The organism is Aquimarina sp. MMG015 (assembly GCF_018100855.1).
Classification (GTDB): Bacteria; Bacteroidota; Bacteroidia; order Flavobacteriales; family Flavobacteriaceae; genus Aquimarina; species Aquimarina latercula.
Window position 1 is genome coordinate 99274 of record NZ_JAGJEB010000005.1, and the last position, 18613, is coordinate 117886.

13 protein-coding genes are annotated in these 18613 nt (G+C 33.1%); 11 read left to right on the forward strand and 2 right to left on the reverse strand.

The genetic code is table 11. The features are described 5' to 3' along the window. The first annotated feature begins 4 nt into the window (after positions 1–4). The 4 genes from J8L88_RS10885 (at position 5) to J8L88_RS10900 (ending at position 5231) form a co-directional block, all read left to right on the forward strand. Complete coding sequence (locus tag J8L88_RS10885; protein ID WP_211060752.1) at positions 5–1933, forward strand: alpha/beta fold hydrolase; 1929 nt, start codon at positions 5–7, stop codon at positions 1931–1933. A gap of 281 nt (positions 1934–2214) precedes the next feature. Continuing rightward, the gene (locus J8L88_RS10890) at positions 2215–2877 is read left to right on the forward strand and encodes a 4'-phosphopantetheinyl transferase superfamily protein (protein ID WP_211060753.1); all 663 of its coding nucleotides are present in this window, start codon (positions 2215–2217) and stop codon (positions 2875–2877) included. A gap of 305 nt (positions 2878–3182) precedes the next feature. Then, positions 3183–4016, forward strand: coding sequence for a mechanosensitive ion channel family protein (locus tag J8L88_RS10895; protein ID WP_211060754.1), 834 nt, complete (start codon positions 3183–3185; stop codon positions 4014–4016). A 138-nt stretch (positions 4017–4154) separates the two neighbouring features. Beyond that, positions 4155–5231 (forward strand): DUF2652 domain-containing protein, encoded by a 1077-nt coding sequence (locus J8L88_RS10900; RefSeq protein ID WP_027392666.1) that lies wholly within the window; start codon positions 4155–4157, stop codon positions 5229–5231. A gap of 15 nt (positions 5232–5246) precedes the next feature. On the opposite strand, the gene murF is transcribed toward J8L88_RS10900, so the two are convergent. Together murF and gldJ are read right to left on the reverse strand one after the other, a co-directional pair. After that, complete coding sequence (gene murF / locus J8L88_RS10905; protein WP_211060755.1) at positions 5247–6527, reverse strand: UDP-N-acetylmuramoyl-tripeptide--D-alanyl-D-alanine ligase; 1281 nt, start codon at positions 6525–6527, stop codon at positions 5247–5249. Positions 6528–6601: 74 nt separating this feature from the next. Further along, a complete protein-coding gene (gldJ, locus tag J8L88_RS10910; RefSeq protein ID WP_211060756.1) occupies positions 6602–8275 on the reverse strand; it encodes a gliding motility lipoprotein GldJ in 1674 nt (557 codons plus the stop codon). 213 nt (positions 8276–8488) lie between these two features. Here gldJ and porU point away from each other — a divergent pair, with 213 nt between their 5' ends. The 7 genes from porU to J8L88_RS10945 all read left to right on the forward strand — a co-directional run bounded on the left by porU (position 8489) and on the right by J8L88_RS10945 (position 18581). Beyond that, positions 8489–12325: a type IX secretion system sortase PorU gene (gene porU / locus J8L88_RS10915; RefSeq protein ID WP_247666464.1), complete on the forward strand. Its 3837-nt coding sequence runs from the start codon at positions 8489–8491 to the stop codon at positions 12323–12325. Positions 12326–12364: 39 nt separating this feature from the next. Further along, complete coding sequence (gene porV, locus J8L88_RS10920) at positions 12365–13525, forward strand: type IX secretion system outer membrane channel protein PorV (RefSeq protein WP_027392662.1); 1161 nt, start codon at positions 12365–12367, stop codon at positions 13523–13525. A 128-nt stretch (positions 13526–13653) separates the two neighbouring features. Continuing rightward, positions 13654–14136 (forward strand): cytidine deaminase, encoded by a 483-nt coding sequence (locus tag J8L88_RS10925; protein ID WP_118387289.1) that lies wholly within the window; start codon positions 13654–13656, stop codon positions 14134–14136. A gap of 158 nt (positions 14137–14294) precedes the next feature. Then, positions 14295–15296, forward strand: coding sequence for a pyruvate dehydrogenase (acetyl-transferring) E1 component subunit alpha (pdhA, locus tag J8L88_RS10930; protein WP_027392660.1), 1002 nt, complete (start codon positions 14295–14297; stop codon positions 15294–15296). A gap of 3 nt (positions 15297–15299) precedes the next feature. Then, positions 15300–16904, forward strand: a complete 1605-nt coding sequence (locus J8L88_RS10935; RefSeq protein WP_027392659.1) for a pyruvate dehydrogenase complex dihydrolipoamide acetyltransferase — start codon at positions 15300–15302, stop codon at positions 16902–16904. 71 nt (positions 16905–16975) lie between these two features. Further along, positions 16976–17563, forward strand: a complete 588-nt coding sequence (locus J8L88_RS10940) for an NUDIX domain-containing protein (protein WP_118387285.1) — start codon at positions 16976–16978, stop codon at positions 17561–17563. A gap of 73 nt (positions 17564–17636) precedes the next feature. Then, the gene (locus tag J8L88_RS10945) at positions 17637–18581 is read left to right on the forward strand and encodes a M20/M25/M40 family metallo-hydrolase (protein WP_027392657.1); all 945 of its coding nucleotides are present in this window, start codon (positions 17637–17639) and stop codon (positions 18579–18581) included. The last annotated feature ends 32 nt before the right edge of the window (positions 18582–18613 follow it).

Genomic DNA, 18613 nt, shown 5'->3' on the forward strand with positions numbered 1-18613 from the left:
TTATATGAAAAATATAGTAGTAATGGTATTGTTTGTCCTTTGTTGTTTCACATCAATACAAGGTCAAAACACATCGATAGAAGAAACGGAAACTTTTTTTCCGAATGCAGATGTATTAAAAGAAGATACAATAGAGTACAAGTTTCTTTCCGTTCCTGAAAATTGGGATGACCCTAAAAGCAATACAATCAAAATTGCAGTTTGTATATTAAAAAATAAATCTAATAAAGCGAATGCCGATGCAGTTGTTTTTATTCAAGGTGGTCCTGGAGCTAGTGGCGTTCAAAACATTAGATCTTGGTATAGGCACCCTCTAAGGGAAAAGAATGATATTGTCTTATTTGATATTAGAGGAACTGGGTTTTCAGAACCTAGACTTTGTCCTGATCTAGGGAAAAAATTTATGGAAATCTTGGCTAAAAATCAATCAGAGACAGAAGATGAAAAACAAAAAACTGCAGAAGCATTGTTTTGTAAACAAGATCTTTTAAATCAAGGAGTAGATATTGAGGCTTATAATAGTTTGTCGGTTTCCCGAGATTTACACGCTTTAAAGACTTTATTGGGATATTCTAATTGGCATGTATATGGAGCTTCATATGGGACATATATGGCTCAGGTTTATACAAGTATGTTTCCAAAAGATATTAAAACATTATCATTGGATTCTCCCATTTCCGAGATATCAACATACTATACAAAGAATACAACTAATTATATAAGCAGTCTTTCTAAAGTATTTAAAAGATGTTTGAGCGATTCAGATTGTCATAATCAATATCCTGATTTGGAGACGATATATTATAAAACTATTGCAGATTTGGAAGAACATCCGATAACAGTAAAAGTTGATAAGAAAATAATTGCATCTGGAGAATTTACATATAATTCAGAAGATTTTAAAATAGCAATACAGCAGGCATTATATAACAAAAAACTTGTGGAGGTAATTCCGCTTTTAATCTATCAATTTCATGAAAGAAATGAAGATGCTCTTGGAAATTTGGTAGCTGCATTTTCTAGCTTGCTTGGAATGGATTATGGAGTGTATTTTTGTGTAAGCTGTAATGAAACACTTCCTAACAATAAAATTTCAGAATATCAAACTGATGCATCCAAGTATAAGGGACTGAAAGGAGGGGTTGCATTTTATAAATCAGATTTTAAGGTTTGCGAGAAATGGAATCTTAATCGACAGGACACAATAGTGCCTCATGATTTATCTAAATTGTCAAGTATATCATCTCCAGTACTCGTGTTTTCTGGCGAGTATGACCCTATAACTCCACTTACAAATGGTGATAAAGTAGCTCGAAAATTTAAAAAAGGATACACCGTAGTAGGACATAATCTTGGTCATGTTCCAGGTTTTACTAGAACTGGTAGTAAGGTAGCTGAGTTTTTTATTAATAATCCAAATAAACAATTAGATATATCGGCATTTAAAAAAGAAGCTACAATAGATTTTGTTGGAGGAGTTGCTCTCAATCCAGGTGTTTCTAAAGTTGGAAATAACTTAAGTAAAATAAATTTAGTCTTTCTACTTCCATTGTTTGTAGCGTTGTTAATAATGTTTGTTTTTATTTTTACATATGTCATCAAGTTGATAAGAAAAAAATATAAAACTAATTCGGATAAAATAATAAGAGTTCTTAGCATTTTGACATCTATTGTTGGTATTACAGGTTTGATTAGCCTTGTTTTGGCTTTAACCAAAGTGGCTGGTCAAAACTATTTTGTTTTAGCATTCGGTCTGCCCGAAAATTTCAATTATATATTTACCGTATTACTTATATTTAGTGCATTGCTCTTTATCACAATGTTATATTTCATAGTACGGATTAAAATTATCAATGACAGAAGCATTGTTTTTTCAGTGTTATTCTCAAATATTTTACTAGTTACTTACCTATTTTATTGGGGTATTTTATAAATATATTATTTAGAAATATAATAAGATTCTCTACAAGATTGTTGCCTTCATAATAGCCTGAAATACTGTGTGGAATCCACAACATTCTCCATTTTACAATTAAAATAACGATTATGAAAAGTGATAAACCAAAAATTCTGGATAAAGAAGGTATGCCTATATGTAAAAGAAAATTAGACTTAATAGCAAAGGGTGACATATCTCTGGCTGAAGTTTCAAATTTTTCCTGCTCATGCAGATGCTCGCTTAAAAATGAATTAAGTAATTAATAATTTTAGATCATGACGCAAATACTTTATTCTTATATATCTGAGAAAAATCATGAATTCCTTTTGAAAGAACTATTACCAGGGTTTTCTACTGATTTCCAAAATAAACTCTTAAAATACAGAAGATGGCAAGATGCTCAATTGTCATTATTGGGAAGAACTCTTCTAGGTAAGGGATTAGAAAATATAGATTTACCTTTTTGCGAGAATAACGTAATATATACTAGCTATAACAAGCCTTATTTTAAGGAAGGTAAAGTGAAGTTTAATATCTCTCACTCAGGGAATATGGTTGTTTGTGCAATAACAGAAACTTGTGAAATAGGAATAGATATCGAAATGTTACACAGTCTTCATATTGAGGATTTTAAAACTCAAATGACAGCCTTAGAGTGGCAACGAATAATTTCTTCAGATAATCCTGAAAGCTCTTTCTTTGATTACTGGACACAAAAAGAAGCTGTTATAAAAGCTCTTGGTATTGGGCTTTCACTTCCATTAGATTCTTTTGAGATAATAGACAATAAAACTATAATTGATAAAGAAAGTTTCTTCCTAAAAGAAATTCTATTAGATAATAAATACAAATGTCATATAGCATTTAAAGATGAAGTTGATTCAAGAGTATTAAACCTTCAAATGGTAAATCCAATTCCAATGTTCAAACAATATTGAAGCTCGTAAATTTTGATGATGGATTTCATACGCTGTGTCAAAAAAAAATGAAACGAAGCTCCTTCAAACTCATTATAATGAACAAAACCATTCATTCATTTGAATGGTTTTTTTATGTCCGTATGTTAGTGATTTAATAAGCTGGTTAATAAAGTGAACAATTTCAGAAAGAACACTATTAGTATTTCTGAATAAAAATGAAGATTAAAATAGAAGTAAAAACTTAGAATGTTTAAATGCTTATATGATGTGTTTTTATTCAAGAACAATTATTTTTGAATAATAATAAATTACGTTAAAATAAAATGGAGAAATTAGGGCTTACGAAGGAAAATTGGGAGCAATTTGTAACTTGGATTTGGGATTTTTTACCAGGATTAATTTCGGCAATTATTATATTTCTGGTAGGGATTTGGATTATTAATATTTTTAGTAAAGCACTTCGTAAATTTTTTCAAAAGAAGGATTATGATGAAACATTAGAAAAGTTCTTATATGATCTGATAAATATAGGTCTCAAGATTTTGCTTATAGTATTAGTGGTAACGCAATTAGGTGTTCAAACTTCTTCTCTTGTTGCAATATTAGGAGCGGCTGGATTAGCTATTGGTCTAGCATTGCAAGGATCTTTGTCTAATTTTGCGGGTGGAGTTCTTATTTTATTCTTTAAACCTTTTAAGATTGGGGACTTTATAGAAGCACAAGGCATTTCGGGTACTGTTAAGGAAATTTCCATATTTACTACTAAGGTAAATACTTTTGGAAATCAATTGGCAGTAATACCAAATGGTAAGATATCTAACGGTAATATAATTAATTACTCGGCAGAGGATAAAAGAAGAGGTAAGATAGAGATAGGGGTTTCTTATGATAGTAATATCAAAGATGCTAAAGAAATTCTATTGGATTTAGTCAATGGGCAGGAAAAGGTTATTAAAAATCCAGCTCCCGAGATATTTGTTTCTGAACTAGGGGATAGTGCTGTGACCTTATCTTTGCGTTTTTGGGCACTTAATGATGATTTTTGGACTGTTCATTTCTATACTATGGAGGAAGCTAAAAAAAGACTTGAATCTAATGATATCTCAATACCATTTCCGCAAAGAGATGTGCATTTATATTCTAAAGAATCTCAATAGTAAATCAGATATTTTTCTAAAGTTCCTTGTAAAACCTGATATTTCGTATTACTTTATTTTCCTAAATAATTTATAAAACCGCTACGTCTTAGAAGGAAATTGTTAGATTTAGTAAATACTAGCATAAAACTATGTTTAATGGCTGAATCTTTATTATTTATACCAGATATATCTGGGTACACAAAATTTGTTCAAAATACAGAAATAGAGCACAGTCAGCATGTGATTGCAGAGTTGTTAGAGGTTTTGATTAAGGCTAATACTCAAAATTTAAAGTTAGCCGAAGTTGAAGGAGATGCACTTTTTTTTTATAAAGAGGGCGTGGTTCTTTCTCAGGAGAAGTTATTGGCGCAGATAGAAACAATGTTTACGTCTTTTTATAGTCATCTTAAGGTGTTAGAAAAAAATAGAATCTGCCCATGTAATGCGTGTGCAACAGCACCAGATCTTCAGTTAAAAATTATTGCACATTCTGGAGAATTACAATTCATAACGGTTCAAGGTAAACGAAAGCCTTTTGGGCAGATAGTGATAGAGGCACATAGATTACTTAAGAATTCGATTTCTAGTAATAATTATGCTTTGTTAAGTGAAGACTTGTCTAAAGTGATTGGGATTTCTAATAAATATAAAAGCCAACTTTTTAATTTTTCGAAATATGAGGATGTTTATGATGAGAAAAACATTAAATATTTGTTCTCAGAGATAGATAAAGAAAATTTAAAGCTTACTTCATATGAAACCCCATATGAGGTACATTTTGATAAATCTCCAGTATTGGAGTTTCAAAAAGAATACCATGTTTCCGCAGAAGAATTGTTAGAGTACATTACTAATTATAGTTATCGACATCATTGGGTAAAAGGAGTTAATGAATTTGTTTACAATCCAGACGAAGTAACTCGTTTAGGTACAGAACATGTTTGTGTTATAGATGGGAAACGATTAAATTTTACTACCGTAACAAAAGCTGTAGAACCTGATAAATTGATTTACGGAGAGCATACTACTGATATTCCGATAATTGATGGGATGTATCAATTTTATATACTTGTTCCTACTTCTCAAAACTCTTGTAAATTACTTCTGGAATTGTATCCAGAAGCAAGGTCAGTTTTAAAAAAAATCATGTTGCATTTAGTTATGAAGAGATCGTTCCGAAAATCAATAAAAGAATCTCTAGATAATCTAGAAGTGTATGTGAATAACAAATAATATAACGTTATTCTTTTATTTGATTATATCAAGAATACGTTCGAGTTGCATTCCGCGGGATCCTTTGATTAAAATAGCATCTTTAATATCGGAAAAAGATTCATTTTCCTTTAATGTTTCAAAAGATCTGTATTTTCTTATCCGCACATCCTTTATAGATGTTTCGAAAAAGTTATTGCCGATTAAATAAATTGTGTCAAAAGATGTTTTAGTTGCTTTTTCTGCAATTTTTTCGTGTTCAGCAGCAGCAGAATCTCCAAGTTCAAACATGTCACCAAGAAATACAGTTTTGTTGTTGTAATCTAAGTTATGGAAATTGTCTATGGCAACACTCATACTTGATGGGTTGGCGTTATAGGCATCTAATATGATAGTTAATTCTTCTTTATTAATTATTTGCGATCTATTATTAGATGGAATGTAAGATTCAATTGCAGTTTTGATTTTTTCAGGATTGATTTTAAAATAAAAACCGATAGCGATGGCTGCTGAGATATTTGTAAAATTATACGCACCTATTAAATTACTGTGGATGTTTTGATTTTTGCATAATACATTAACCATCGGGTCAACGTCATCTAGTTGTATGGTGATATCACTTTCTTGTTTTTGAGAGAATGTGTATACTTTGATTCCTTCTGCTGCTTTAGAAAGCTTAGTGTCTTCTGTGTTGAGAAAAACAGTTTTATTATATTTTTTTAGATGTCGATAAAGCTCAGTTTTGCCTTTTAATACACCTTCTAAGCTTCCGAATCCTTCCAGATGTGCTTTTCCTATGTTTGTTATATAGCCGAAATCTGGTAGAGCAATATTGCATAAGAATTCAATTTCCTTTTGATGATTTGCGCCCATCTCTACAATTCCGATTTCGGTATTTTCGTTCATTGACAATAGAGTCAAAGGAACACCTATATGATTATTTAAATTTCCTAAAGTAGCAGTTGTTTGGTAGTTAGCGGATAGTACACAATTAATTAACTCTTTAGTCGTGGTTTTTCCATTGCTTCCTGTGAGTGCAATAATTGGAATTTTTAGATGTTTTCGATGATGTGTAGCTAGACTTTGTAGTGCTTTAAGCGTGTCTTTAACTAGTATATATTGATCTGATATAGCAAATTTTTCATCGTCAATTACAGCGTATAACGCACCCTTATCAATTGCTTGTTTGGCATAAGTGTTACCATCAAAATTGCCGCCTTTTAAAGCAAAAAAGATACTGTTGTTTTCGATTTTCCTAGTATCGGTGGAAATACCATCACTTTTTAAAAATAATTCATGTAGCCTTGTAATATCCATGTATTATAGTTGTATTAAAAAGCCCTGTACATATTGACAGGGCTTTATTTTATAACGAACTGATAAATTTTAATTTATCTTGGTGCTCTATGTTTTGGTGTCTTTTTGTTTTTGGCTTTTTCACCAACACGTGACATTGCATTTCTAAATCCAATATAATCGGTAGCCATATCCTGAGGGAAGAATCTTCTCTGTGCAGGATCTAACCAATATGCTCTATCTTTCCAAGAACCACCTTTATATACTCTTACTTCTTCACTTACAATCGTAGTTCTCTTACTAGACTCATCATACCTTCTGTCTAGTTTCGTACTATCGGCTGCACTTGGCTCAACACTATGGATTGGAGAGTTATACATCCTTCTATTAGGAATGTTTTCGTCTTGGAAACCTTCATAGTATCTAGAAGAACTTTTATCACCATCTCTAAAGTTACGGTTATCACTTTGAGTAAAGTTAGTTCTCAAATATGTTTCATTTTCGTCAACAGGAGTTTGTAAAATACCGCCTGGTAATACTCTTGCTACAATTTTACCATTACTTAATGTATCATAGATAATAGAATCTGTAGTAACAATCTTAACAGTTCCGTCAGGATTGATAGCGTTTTTAGTATAAACGTTACCTCTATAGTAGTTAAAGTCATTATACTCATCATCTACAATTGGTCTGTATACATCAGCTACCCATTCTGCAACGTTACCAGCCATATCATAAAGACCATAATCATTAGGGTCATAAGATGCTACTGGAGCAGTAATATCAGCACCATCATCACTCCATCCTGCAATACCACCATAATCACCATCACCTTGCTTAAAGTTAGCTAATTGATCTCCACGCGTTCTTCTTTTTCCAGAACGTGTGTATTGACCATCCCAAGGATATTTTTTTCTACCTCTGTAGATATTATAGCTTCTAAGTTCAACTAAACCTAAAGCGGCATATTCCCACTCAGCTTCGGTTGGTAGTCTGTATTTTGGTAAAAGTAATCCATCTTTACGTTGAACGTATAGACCTGTAGAATCATTTCTTTTTTCATACTGTTCAGATCTTTTTCCTCCTCTAATAGCTTCATCATTACCTCCATAGGTTTGTGAGGGAGCATTTAGATAGGTGTCAGTGTTAAATGTACTTTCTGCAGAAACATCCTCGAAAGGTGCATTTTCTTTTATAAAACTCTCTTCTTCCAATATTCTTTCATTCACACGGTCAGTTCTCCATTTACTGAACTCAACAGCTTGAATCCAGTTAACGCCAACTACTGGATAATTAGCATATGCTGGGTGACGTAGATAATTATTAGTCATCATTTCATTGAAACCTAAACGATTTCTCCATACCAATGTATCTGGTAATGCTCCATGGTAAATGTTTTTGTATTTTGGTTCAGTAGGCGGGTATACAGCTTTTAACCAATCAAGATATTCTAGATACATAACATTGGTAACCTCAGTCTCATCCATATAAAAGGATTGTACGTGTTGTTGTGTCGGAGTATTATTCCAGTCATGCATCACATCATCCTGAACTCGTCCCATGGTGAAGGTTCCACCTTCAACAAAAACTAATCCTGGACCTGTTTCTTGTTCTTTATAATTAGTGTTTACTTGGAATCCACCATCCTTGGAGTTGTATTTCCAGCCAGTGGCTCTAGAACTGTTGCCATAATCTGTCTTGTTACAGCTGAACAGTAAGATACTAATGGTAAGGGCCATTAGCGACTTAAAAACTAACGCGTTTTTCATAATTTTAAGTTCGTTAAAGTAGAAATTAGGGCTTGCAATATAATAATTAACGTTAAATTTACCCTAATATTTTTAAAATAATATCAAATCGCGAAAAATTTATGTTTTTACGATTGACTTTGGTTTAACGCAATATTTTGGTGTTTATTATTATTTTTGAAGAAAAACCATAATTTGGAAAACACTAAAACTGTGTTAAACCCGTTATACGCTATGATGAAGAAAATTATATTTTTTTGCGCTTTACTTATTTCTGCATTTATTTCGGCGCAGAAGACAGTACATGTTGATATTGTCTGGAAAAATGTAGAGATGAATACTTCTAGTACTTCTTTCGCAGTTCCGGGGTTTGATGAAGAAAATTTTGAATTTCAAGACGATATTGGAGTCAGATATACCAAATTTTGGGAAGAATCGGCAGAAATTAATTCAAGAACTGCGAGAATTGAAAATGTTGTTTATAAAACTATTTCCAGAGCAGATCTAAAAGATCTTAGTGTTAATTTAATTCCTAACGAACTTACATATGATATTCAATCTATAAAAGCGAGAAATAAGAAAACCGGTTTTATTAGTCTTTTACCTATAGTTAAAAATGGCAATGCTTTTAAAAAAGTTGTTTCTTTTGATATTGTTTATCAAACCACAACTAGCCGAGCAAATGCTAAAAGGGCTCCAATAAGTAATTCTGTTTTAGCAACAGGAGATTGGTTTCGATTTTATGTTGATAAAACGGGAGTTTTTAAAGTTACACCTGCTTTCTTAAGTAGCTTAGGTATGGATATTTCTTCAGTTAATCCAAATACGATAAAGATATATGGTAATGGAGGAAGAATGCTGCCTTTATTAAATGAAGAAAATACCGAGTTTGATTTAAGAGAGAATGCGATACAAATAGTAGGAGGGGAAGACGGTAATTTTTCTGGGGATGATTATATTTTATTCTATGGTGAAAATACAGAAGGATATAGTGAGGAAAATATAACGAATCTAAATTTGTACGCTGATAAGTCATATTATTATGTAACATCAGGAGGCTCTAATAGTAGACGTGTATCTAATTATAATGAACCTACCGCTGCGGCAGATATTCAGATTAATTCATTTACAGATTATCAATTTTATGAAATAGATGAATATAATATTGTAAAAGTTGGAAGGCGTTGGTTTGGTGATCGTTTTGATGTCCAAAATAATAGGGATTATAATTTTGACTTCCCAAATTTAATTTCGTCAGAACCTATTGAGTTAAGAGTTTATGGAGCAGCTACTTCTACTTCTGTGTCCAGTATGAATATAACTGTTAATGGTGGACAGGTTGGGATCTTAAGTTTTGGGCAAATTTCAGGGACATCTCTAGGTTCTCCGAGGAATATTACACAGGATGTTACTTCTGGTTCTGATCAAGTAACAGTTGGTTTAAGTTATAATAATAATGGTAATCCTTCTGCAATAGGTTATCTCGATTTTATAAGTCTTGAGGCTAACAGAGGGCTAATAGGTACTAATTCCCAAATGCCATTCTTCTATAAAGATGCGCCTACCTTAGCAGGAATTGGACAATATAATATTTCGAATGCGTCTAGTATTTCTCAAGTATGGGATGTAACGAATCCCGAATTAATAAGTAGTATTGTTAATGGTAATGCATCATCTACCTTAAGTTTTAAAGCCACAATGGGCGAAACAAGGCAATATGTGGCAATTGTGCCAACAAATTATTACGACCCGCTATCAGATCAAACTGCAAAAGTTGATAATCAGGATATAAAAGGAACTATATTTCTAAATAATCAAGGGCAGTTTGAAGATGTTGATTATTTAATAGTTTCAAATAATGATTTATTACAATCTGCAAATAGGTTAGCTGATCATCATAGAACTTTAAATAATTATAATGTTAAGGTAGTAACACTTGATCAGATCTATCATGAATTTGGAAGTGGGAAACAAGATATAGCGGCAATACGAAACTTAGTGAGATATGTATACGATAATGCTTCTGATGCAAATGAGCGGTTAAAATATCTTTGTCTTTTTGGAGATGCATCAGTTGATTATAAAGGTTTATTGTTAAGAGAAAATTGTGCGGATAGCAATATAGTTCCAACTTTTCAGAGTTTGAGTAGTTTTTCTTTAGTAAGTTCTTTTGCTACAGATGACTTTTTTGGATCTATGGATCCAGCAGAAGGACAAATGTTATCAAGTGATCAATTAGATATTGCAGTCGGCAGAGTATTGGCTGATTCACCACAATTGGCAGATGCTATGGTCACTAAAATTATTGACTATAATAATGAACAGTCCTTTGGACGATGGAGAAATTCGGTACTACTAATTGCAGATGATGTTGATGTTGATTGGGAAGAAACTATCCAGAGAAATTTAGATGAGCTTGGCGATGATTTGGTTCAAAGAAAACCCTATTTAAACCTTACTAAAATATATGCTGATGCTTTTGAACAAGAATCTTCAGCATCAGGAAGTAGATATCCTAAAGTGAATGAAGCTATTTCTAATGCAATAGAAAAAGGAGCTGTAGCTATTGATTATTTTGGGCACGGTGGAGAAGATGGATTGGCAAAAGAATTTATTTTTAATAAATCGGATGCTAGCGAATTAGCAAATACAAATAAGTATCCCGTTTTTATTACGGTTACTTGCGAGTTTACTAAGTTTGATAATCCTTGTAGAGATTCTGCTGGGGAGTTAACCTATTGGAATACCGGTGGTGGGGCAGTAGGTCTAATTAGTACGACAAGAGATGTAATTGTAACTTTCGGAATTTCGGTTAATGATAGATTGTCAGGATTTTTGTTTCCGGATACTTCTGATTACCCGACTATTGCGGAGGCTGTAAGGCAATTAAAAAATTCATATACTACCAATAGTAGAAGAGTAGTTTTCTTTTTTGGAGATCCTGCGATGAAAATGGCTATTCCTAAACCAAATATTCGTTTAACTAACATTAATGATGTTCCTATTACACAAGAAGTTGATACTCTTAAGGCACTAAGTAGAATAAAAATATCTGGAGAAGTAGTAAGTGAATCAGGAACTTTATTGTCTGACTATAATGGAGTGTTGTCTACTACAATATATGATAAAGAAGTAGATAGAGTTACGCTTGCTAATGATAATGTTAGAAATAGTGCTGGTGAGATAATTAAGTTAAATTATGAAACGTTAGGAGAGATTATATTTAGAGGGAAAGCATCTGTTACTAATGGTCTTTTTACTTTCGAGTTTATAGTGCCCAGAGATATAGGTATTCCAGTTGATACTGGAAGAATAAGTTTTTATGCTTCTAGAAATGGAGTTCTAGAGAATCAAACAGGAGTTGATCAAACAATTTTAGTAGGTGGTCTTAATGAAAATGCTCCCGAAGATAATGTAGGTCCTCAAATTCAGTTGTTTATGAATGATGAAAGTTTTGTTTCTGGTGGTGTAACTAATGATTCTCCGATACTTATTGCTAGATTACAAGATGAGAATGGTATAAATACTGCGAGTGGTATCGGTCACGATATTTCTGCTATATTAGATGGTGATGAAGCGAATCCATTTATTCTTAATGATTTTTATGAAACGGAAATAGATGATTTTACAAAGGGAATCGTTAATTTTAAATTTAGAGATTTAGAACCAGGATTGCATACGCTTACATTCAAAGGGTGGGATGTTTATAATAATTCTTCTACTCAAGAAATTCAATTTGTAGTGGCTGATGCTTCGGGTTTTACACTTAATAATGTTCTTAATTATCCAAACCCATTTGTAAGTCATACCGAATTTTGGTTTGAGCATTCTAGTGCTATTAATGATGTTTTAGAGGTTCAAATTCAGGTGTTTACTGTGTCCGGAAAAGTGATCTGGACAAACAATCAAACATTGTCCGGAAAAACAAGTTATAGAGAGGATATTCAGTGGAACGGAAGAGATGATTTTGGGGATAAATTAGGAAAAGGAGTATATGTGTATAAGATATCTGTAAAATCAACGTTAACAAATCAACGGGTTGAGAAATTTGAAAAACTCGTAATATTATAATAACTAAATAACTATATATTTGTCAAAATCAATTTTCACATGAGAAAAATCATAATCCTTGGGTTTGTGTTTTTAACACTATCAAATTTTAAATTGAAGGCTCAAGACCAGAACCGAGCAATAACTACTGCTACACCATTTTTACTAATTGCTGCGGATGCAAGAGCAGCAGGTTTAGCTGATCAAGGAGTTGCAACTTCAGCGGATGCATTTTCACAACAATGGAATCCAGCTAAATATGCATTTGTTGCAAAACAACAAGGGGTAGGTATTAATTATACACCTTACTTAAGTAATCTAGTAGATGATATATTTTTAGGGAGTGTAAATTATTACAATCGTTTTGGACAGGATGGTAGAAGTGCTGTTGCTGCAAGTTTCAGATATTTCAGCCTAGGAGATATCGAATTTAGACAAGGTCCTAATGATGAGCCTAATGTTCAGAAACCTAATGAATTGACATTAGACGTTTCATATGCATTACAATTAAGTCCTACATTTTCTATGGGTATTGCAGGACGATATTTACGTTCTGATTTAAGATTGCAAGGTTTGGGAGCCGATGCAAGTGCTGCAGGAAGTTTTGGTGTAGATGTTGCTGCTTTTTATCGTAGTGAAGAGATTGCTTATAGCTCTTTTAATGGTAGATGGAGAGCTGGATTAAATATTTCTAATATTGGTCCTAAAATTAAATATGATGACGCAGGACAAGAAAACTTTATTCCTACTACATTTAGATTAGGTGCCGGATTTGACTTCTTATTAGATGAGTACAATAGAATTACACCATCTTTAGAGTTTGCTAAATTATTAGTGCCTAGTCCACAGGATTTTGATGGAGATGGTGATATAGATGCAGAAGATAATGCAGAATATCAAGATATAAGTTCATTTGGAGCTATCTTTTCATCTTGGGGAGATGCTGATGGTGGTTTTAGCGAAGAATTAGAAGAATTTACCTGGTCTTTAGGAGCTGAGTACGTATATAAAGATGTGTTCTCTTTCAGAGGTGGGTATTTCAATGAAGCAGAAGAAAAAGGAGCGCGTAAGTTTGTATCTCTTGGACTTGGATTTAAATATACAATTGTAAATTTAGATGTTTCTTATTTATTCAATGCATCTTCTGTGCAGAGTCCGCTAGAAGGAACGCTTCGATTCGGTCTTTCATTTAATTTCGGAGAAGACTTTTACGATAGGTAATCATAATGATATTCATACCTTAAAAAAGTATCAAGCTTTAATGTTTGATACTTTTTTTGTTTGTAGTACATTGTGAATACTTTATTAGAAGATAGTACTAGTATGTATACTATTGTAAATTTTTGATTGTGAAAGAAATAGAAATAAAATCGACATTGCAAGTGTATGATGCTCTAGAAGAGTTGCCTAAGGATGTTCAGGAATTGATGCAGCAGTCCTTTAAAATTAGAGATAAAGCATATGCTCCATATTCAGAGTTTTTAGTTGGAGCTGCTTTATTGTTAGAAAATGACGAAGTTGTTTTGGGTAATAATCAAGAAAATGCTTGTTATCCATCTGGTTTATGTGCGGAGCGTGTAGCGATATTTTCGGCGGGAGCAAACTTTCCAGGAGTTCCAATTTTAAGAATGGCGCTTTCTGCAAAATCTTTAAAACATCAATTGATTACACCTACTCCTCCTTGTGGTGCTTGTAGACAAGCTATAGCAGAATATGAATTAAATCAGAAGAAGCCAATTGAGATATATTTTATGGGAGAAACAGGAAAAGTAGTTAAATCTTACTCTTTAGCTAATTTATTACCACTTATTTTTGATAATTCGTATTTATAACGTTTTCGTTGATTTTTATCTAAAAACTGCTTTCTCCTTAGTAATGAATATATTATTTTTGTTTTTCGCTTAATTGAAAAATAAGCATAAAAACTCTGTAATTGTTAGAGAGGTCGGCTATAAAGCTGACTTAATTTTGAAATATCATTACATTTTAGATGAAAAAAGTAACTAAAGAAGTTTACCTGAAGTGGTATGAGGATATGCTTTTCTGGAGAAAGTTTGAAGACAAACTTGCTCAAGTTTATATCCAACAGAAAGTAAGAGGGTTTTTGCATTTATATAATGGCCAAGAAGCTATTTTAGCTGGTGCCCTACATGCAATGGACCTTACTAAAGATAGAATGATTACCGCGTATCGTAATCATGTTCAGCCTATCGGAATGGGAGTTGATCCTAAGCGAGTAATGGCAGAGTTGTATGGTAAAGGAACAGGGACATCTCAAGGAATGGGAGGATCTATGCATATCTTTTCTAAAGAACATAGATTTTATGGAGGACACGGTATCGTTGGTGGACAAATTCCTTTAGGAGCTGGTTTAGCTTTTGCAGATAAATATCACAAAAGAGACGCAGTTACTTTAACCTTTATGGGTGATGGAGCTACTCGTCAAGGTTCCCTTCACGAAGCTTTTAATTTAGCAATGTTATGGAATTTGCCTGTTGTTTTTTGTGTAGAAAATAACGGGTATGCTATGGGAACTTCGGTAGAAAGAACCGCAAACCATACTGATATATGGAAACTTGGTTTAGGATATGAAATGCCTTGCGGACCTGTAGATGCTATGAATCCTATAAAAGTTGCTGAGGCAATGGATGAGGCTATTACTCGTGCAAGAACAGGAGGAGGTCCAACTTTCTTAGAATTAAAGACATATCGTTACAGAGGTCACTCTATGAGTGATGCGCAGAAATATCGTACAAAAGAAGAGGTGGCGGAATATCAAAAAATAGATCCGATTACTCAGATATTGGATATTATAAAAGATAAGAATTATGCTACGGATGAAGAAATAGCAGCTATTGACAAGGGAGTGAAAGCTAAGGTTGCAGAATGTCAGAAGTTTGCCGAAGAATCTCCATTTCCAGAAAAGAACTTGATGTACGATGTAGTATACGAGCAAGAAGATTATCCGTTTTTATCACACAAACCACAATAAATTATGGCTACAGTAATTAATATGCCGCGATTGAGCGATACTATGGAAGAGGGAGTAGTCGCGAAGTGGCTTGTTAAGAAAGGGGACAAAATTAGTGAAGGAGATATCCTTGCAGAAATTGAAACCGATAAAGCAACTATGGAATTTGAATCTTTTTATGAAGGAGTATTACTTCATATAGGGATTGAAGAGGGAGAGACAGCTCCAGTAGATCAACTTCTTGCGATTATAGGTGAAGAAGGAGAAGATATTTCTGGTTTATTAAAGGGTGATCAAGGATCACAAACAGAAACAGTAAAAGAAGATAAAGCTGAAGAAACGGCTCCAAGTGCTTCTGCAGCTCCTGCAATTCCAGAAGGAGTAGAAGTTATTACAATGCCTCGGCTTAGTGATACTATGGAAGAAGGTACTGTTGCTACTTGGCTTAAAAAAGTAGGAGATTCTGTAGAGGAAGGAGATATCCTTGCAGAAATTGAAACTGATAAAGCTACCATGGAGTTTGAATCTTTCTATAATGGTACCTTATTACATATAGGTATAGAAGAAGGACAAACTGCTCCTGTTGATCAATTATTAGCAATTATAGGTCCAGCTGGAACTGACGTTTCTGCTATAAAAGATGGAGGAGCTGTTGCGGCTTCTGCTTCAACAAAACCAGCGGATACTCCAACTCCTAAAAAAGAAGAAAAAGTAACTGTAGCTTCTTCATCAGGTAGCGAGTCATCTGGAGGAAGAATTTTTGCTTCTCCATTAGCTAAAAAAATAGCTGCAGATAAAGGAATTGATCTAGCGCAAGTAAAAGGTACTGGTGAGAATGGTAGAATTGTAAAGAAAGATGTAGAATCGTTTACACCTTCAGCTACAGAGAGTACTCCAGCTACTAGTGCTGCTGCTCCTGCAGTAAAAGCTTTTACTCCAGCAGGAGAAGAAAGTTTTGAAGAAGTTAAGAATTCTCAAATGCGAAAAGCAATTGCTAGAGGTCTTTCTGCTTCAAAATTTACTGCACCTCATTACTATCTTACTATAGAAGTTGATATGCAGAATGCAATGGCATCTAGAAAGCATATAAACGAATTACCAGATACTAAGGTGTCATTTAATGATATGGTAGTTAAGTCGTGCGCTATGGCGTTAAGAAAGCATCCACAAGTAAATACACAATGGTCTGATGATGTAACTAAATATGCTAAGCATATAAGTATCGGAGTTGCTGTTGCTGTGCCAGATGGATTGGTAGTTCCTGTACTACCTTTTACAGATCAGATGTCTCTTACACAAATAGGAGCAAATGTAAAGGAATTAGCAGTAAAAGCTAGAAATAAAAAGCTTACCCCTCAAGAAATGAGCGGAAGTACATTCACAGTTTCTAACTTAGGGATGTTTGGTATTCAGGAATTTACTTCTATAATTAATCAGCCTAATTCTGCAATATTATCTGTAGGTACGATAGTAGAAAAACCTGTAGTAAGGAATGGTGAGATTGTTGTTGGTAATACAATGAAAGTTACTTTAGCTTGTGATCACAGAACAGTTGATGGAGCGTCTGGGGCACAGTTTTTACAGACTTTAAAACAATACTTAGAAAATCCTGTAACTATGCTAGCATAGTTTTAAAAAGGATTATATATAATGTTTAAAATCCCACTTCTTTTGAAGCGGGATTTTTTTATATTTAAAAAATGAACAAGAGAGTTGAAAACCTACAATCATCCACATTATCCGATAAAACATTTTTGTTAAAAGAATATACTTTTGAGTATAAGCATACGAGTGCTCACACTCCAGAAAAACACCTTCGAGAAGTTTATGATCACGGTGATGGGGCTTCTGTTTTATTATATAACCTTGTAAAAAAAACAGTTGTGCTAACCCAGCAATTTAGGTTGCCGACTTTTTTAAATGGTAATACATCTGGGATGAATATAGAAGTTTGTGCAGGATCTTTGGATGGAGATACTCCAGAAGTTTGTGCAAAAAAAGAAGCGCTTGAAGAAACGGGTTATGCTATTAATTCTGTTGAAAAAGTATTTTCGGTATATGCATCGCCAGCGACAATGACGGAAATTGCGCACTTGTTTATTGCTGAGTATACAGATGAAATGAAAGTGGAAAATGGAGGTGGATTAGACAATGAAGAAGAATATATTGATGTACTAGAAATAGAGTTCATAAGGGCATTCGATATGATGCAAACTGGAGAAATTAAGGATGCAAGAACGGTTATGTTATTACAATTCCTGAAAATAAAAGGTATAATGGAATCTTAATAGGAGATCTCAGAGGGTACTTTTTAAGTATCTTTATCAAAAAATATTCATTTATATCGGAAAACAAAAAAACATGAAACAGATATCACTTTTTATTATTACACTTTTATTTATAAACTGTAAAGAAGTAACTAGAGCACAATCATTAGCATCAAACGTTGCAGCTTCTGATGTGGAAAGTATTATGAATTTTTTAGCTAGTGATGAATTGGGAGGTAGAGATACTGGTTCTGAAGGGTTAGAAAAAGCGGCTAAATTTATAGAAGAGGAGTTCAAGAAATCTGGGATTGATCCATATTTTGATTCGTATTTAAATACGTTTGATGCTAAAGGGACCGAAACGTATAATGTGGTTGGTTATTTAAAAGGGACGGATCCTGATTTAGCAAAACAATTTGTAGTTATTGGGGCACATTTTGATCATATAGGAACAGGAAAAGAAGTAAATGGAGATGTAATTGCTAATGGAGCTAATGATAATGCTGCTGGAAGCACTGCTGTTATTTCACTAGCAAAACATTTTGCAAAAGCAAAAAGTAATAAACGTAGTATTTTATTTGTATTGTTTGGAGCAGAAGAAAGAGGTCTATTAGGTTCTAGTCATTTGGCAAAAGCTTTAAAAGAGAAAAATCTTGACCTTTATACTATGGTAAATTTTGAAATGATAGGAGTACCATTAAATGATAAAAGTTATAAGGCTTACATTACTGGATATGAAATTTCTAATATGGCTGATAAAATGAATGAGTATTCAGGAAAAGAACTAATAGGTTTCTTGCCAAAAGCTAAAGAATTTCAATTGTTTAGAAGAAGTGATAATTATCCTTTTTATGAAAAGTTCAAAGTGCCTTGTCAAACGATTTCTACTTTTGATTTTACAAATTATGAGTATTATCACCACGTAGATGACGAGGTTTCCGAAATGAATTTTGAGTTTATGGCAGAATTAATAAATGACTGTATACCTGCTATAACAAAGATTCTGAATACATCAACAAAAGAAATTAAGTTAAATTAAAAAATTCAATCCTTTCGAGTTTTCAACACTCG

Bases quoted from the DNA above. Each gene is read 5' to 3' on its own strand.
- J8L88_RS10885 (WP_211060752.1), top strand. From the start codon at position 5: ATGAAAAATATAGTAGTAATGGTATTGTTTGTCCTTTGTTGTTTCACA.
- J8L88_RS10890 (WP_211060753.1), top strand. From the start codon at position 2,215: ATGACGCAAATACTTTATTCTTATATATCTGAGAAAAATCATGAATTC.
- J8L88_RS10895 (WP_211060754.1), top strand. From the start codon at position 3,183: ATGGAGAAATTAGGGCTTACGAAGGAAAATTGGGAGCAATTTGTAACT.
- J8L88_RS10900 (WP_027392666.1), top strand. From the start codon at position 4,155: ATGGCTGAATCTTTATTATTTATACCAGATATATCTGGGTACACAAAA.
- murF (WP_211060755.1), bottom strand. From the start codon at position 6,527: ATGGATATTACAAGGCTACATGAATTATTTTTAAAAAGTGATGGTATT.
- gldJ (WP_211060756.1), bottom strand. From the start codon at position 8,275: ATGAAAAACGCGTTAGTTTTTAAGTCGCTAATGGCCCTTACCATTAGT.
- porU (WP_247666464.1), top strand. From the start codon at position 8,489: ATGATGAAGAAAATTATATTTTTTTGCGCTTTACTTATTTCTGCATTT.
- porV (WP_027392662.1), top strand. From the start codon at position 12,365: ATGAGAAAAATCATAATCCTTGGGTTTGTGTTTTTAACACTATCAAAT.
- pdhA (WP_027392660.1), top strand. From the start codon at position 14,295: ATGAAAAAAGTAACTAAAGAAGTTTACCTGAAGTGGTATGAGGATATG.
- J8L88_RS10935 (WP_027392659.1), top strand. From the start codon at position 15,300: ATGGCTACAGTAATTAATATGCCGCGATTGAGCGATACTATGGAAGAG.
- J8L88_RS10940 (WP_118387285.1), top strand. From the start codon at position 16,976: ATGAACAAGAGAGTTGAAAACCTACAATCATCCACATTATCCGATAAA.
- J8L88_RS10945 (WP_027392657.1), top strand. From the start codon at position 17,637: ATGAAACAGATATCACTTTTTATTATTACACTTTTATTTATAAACTGT.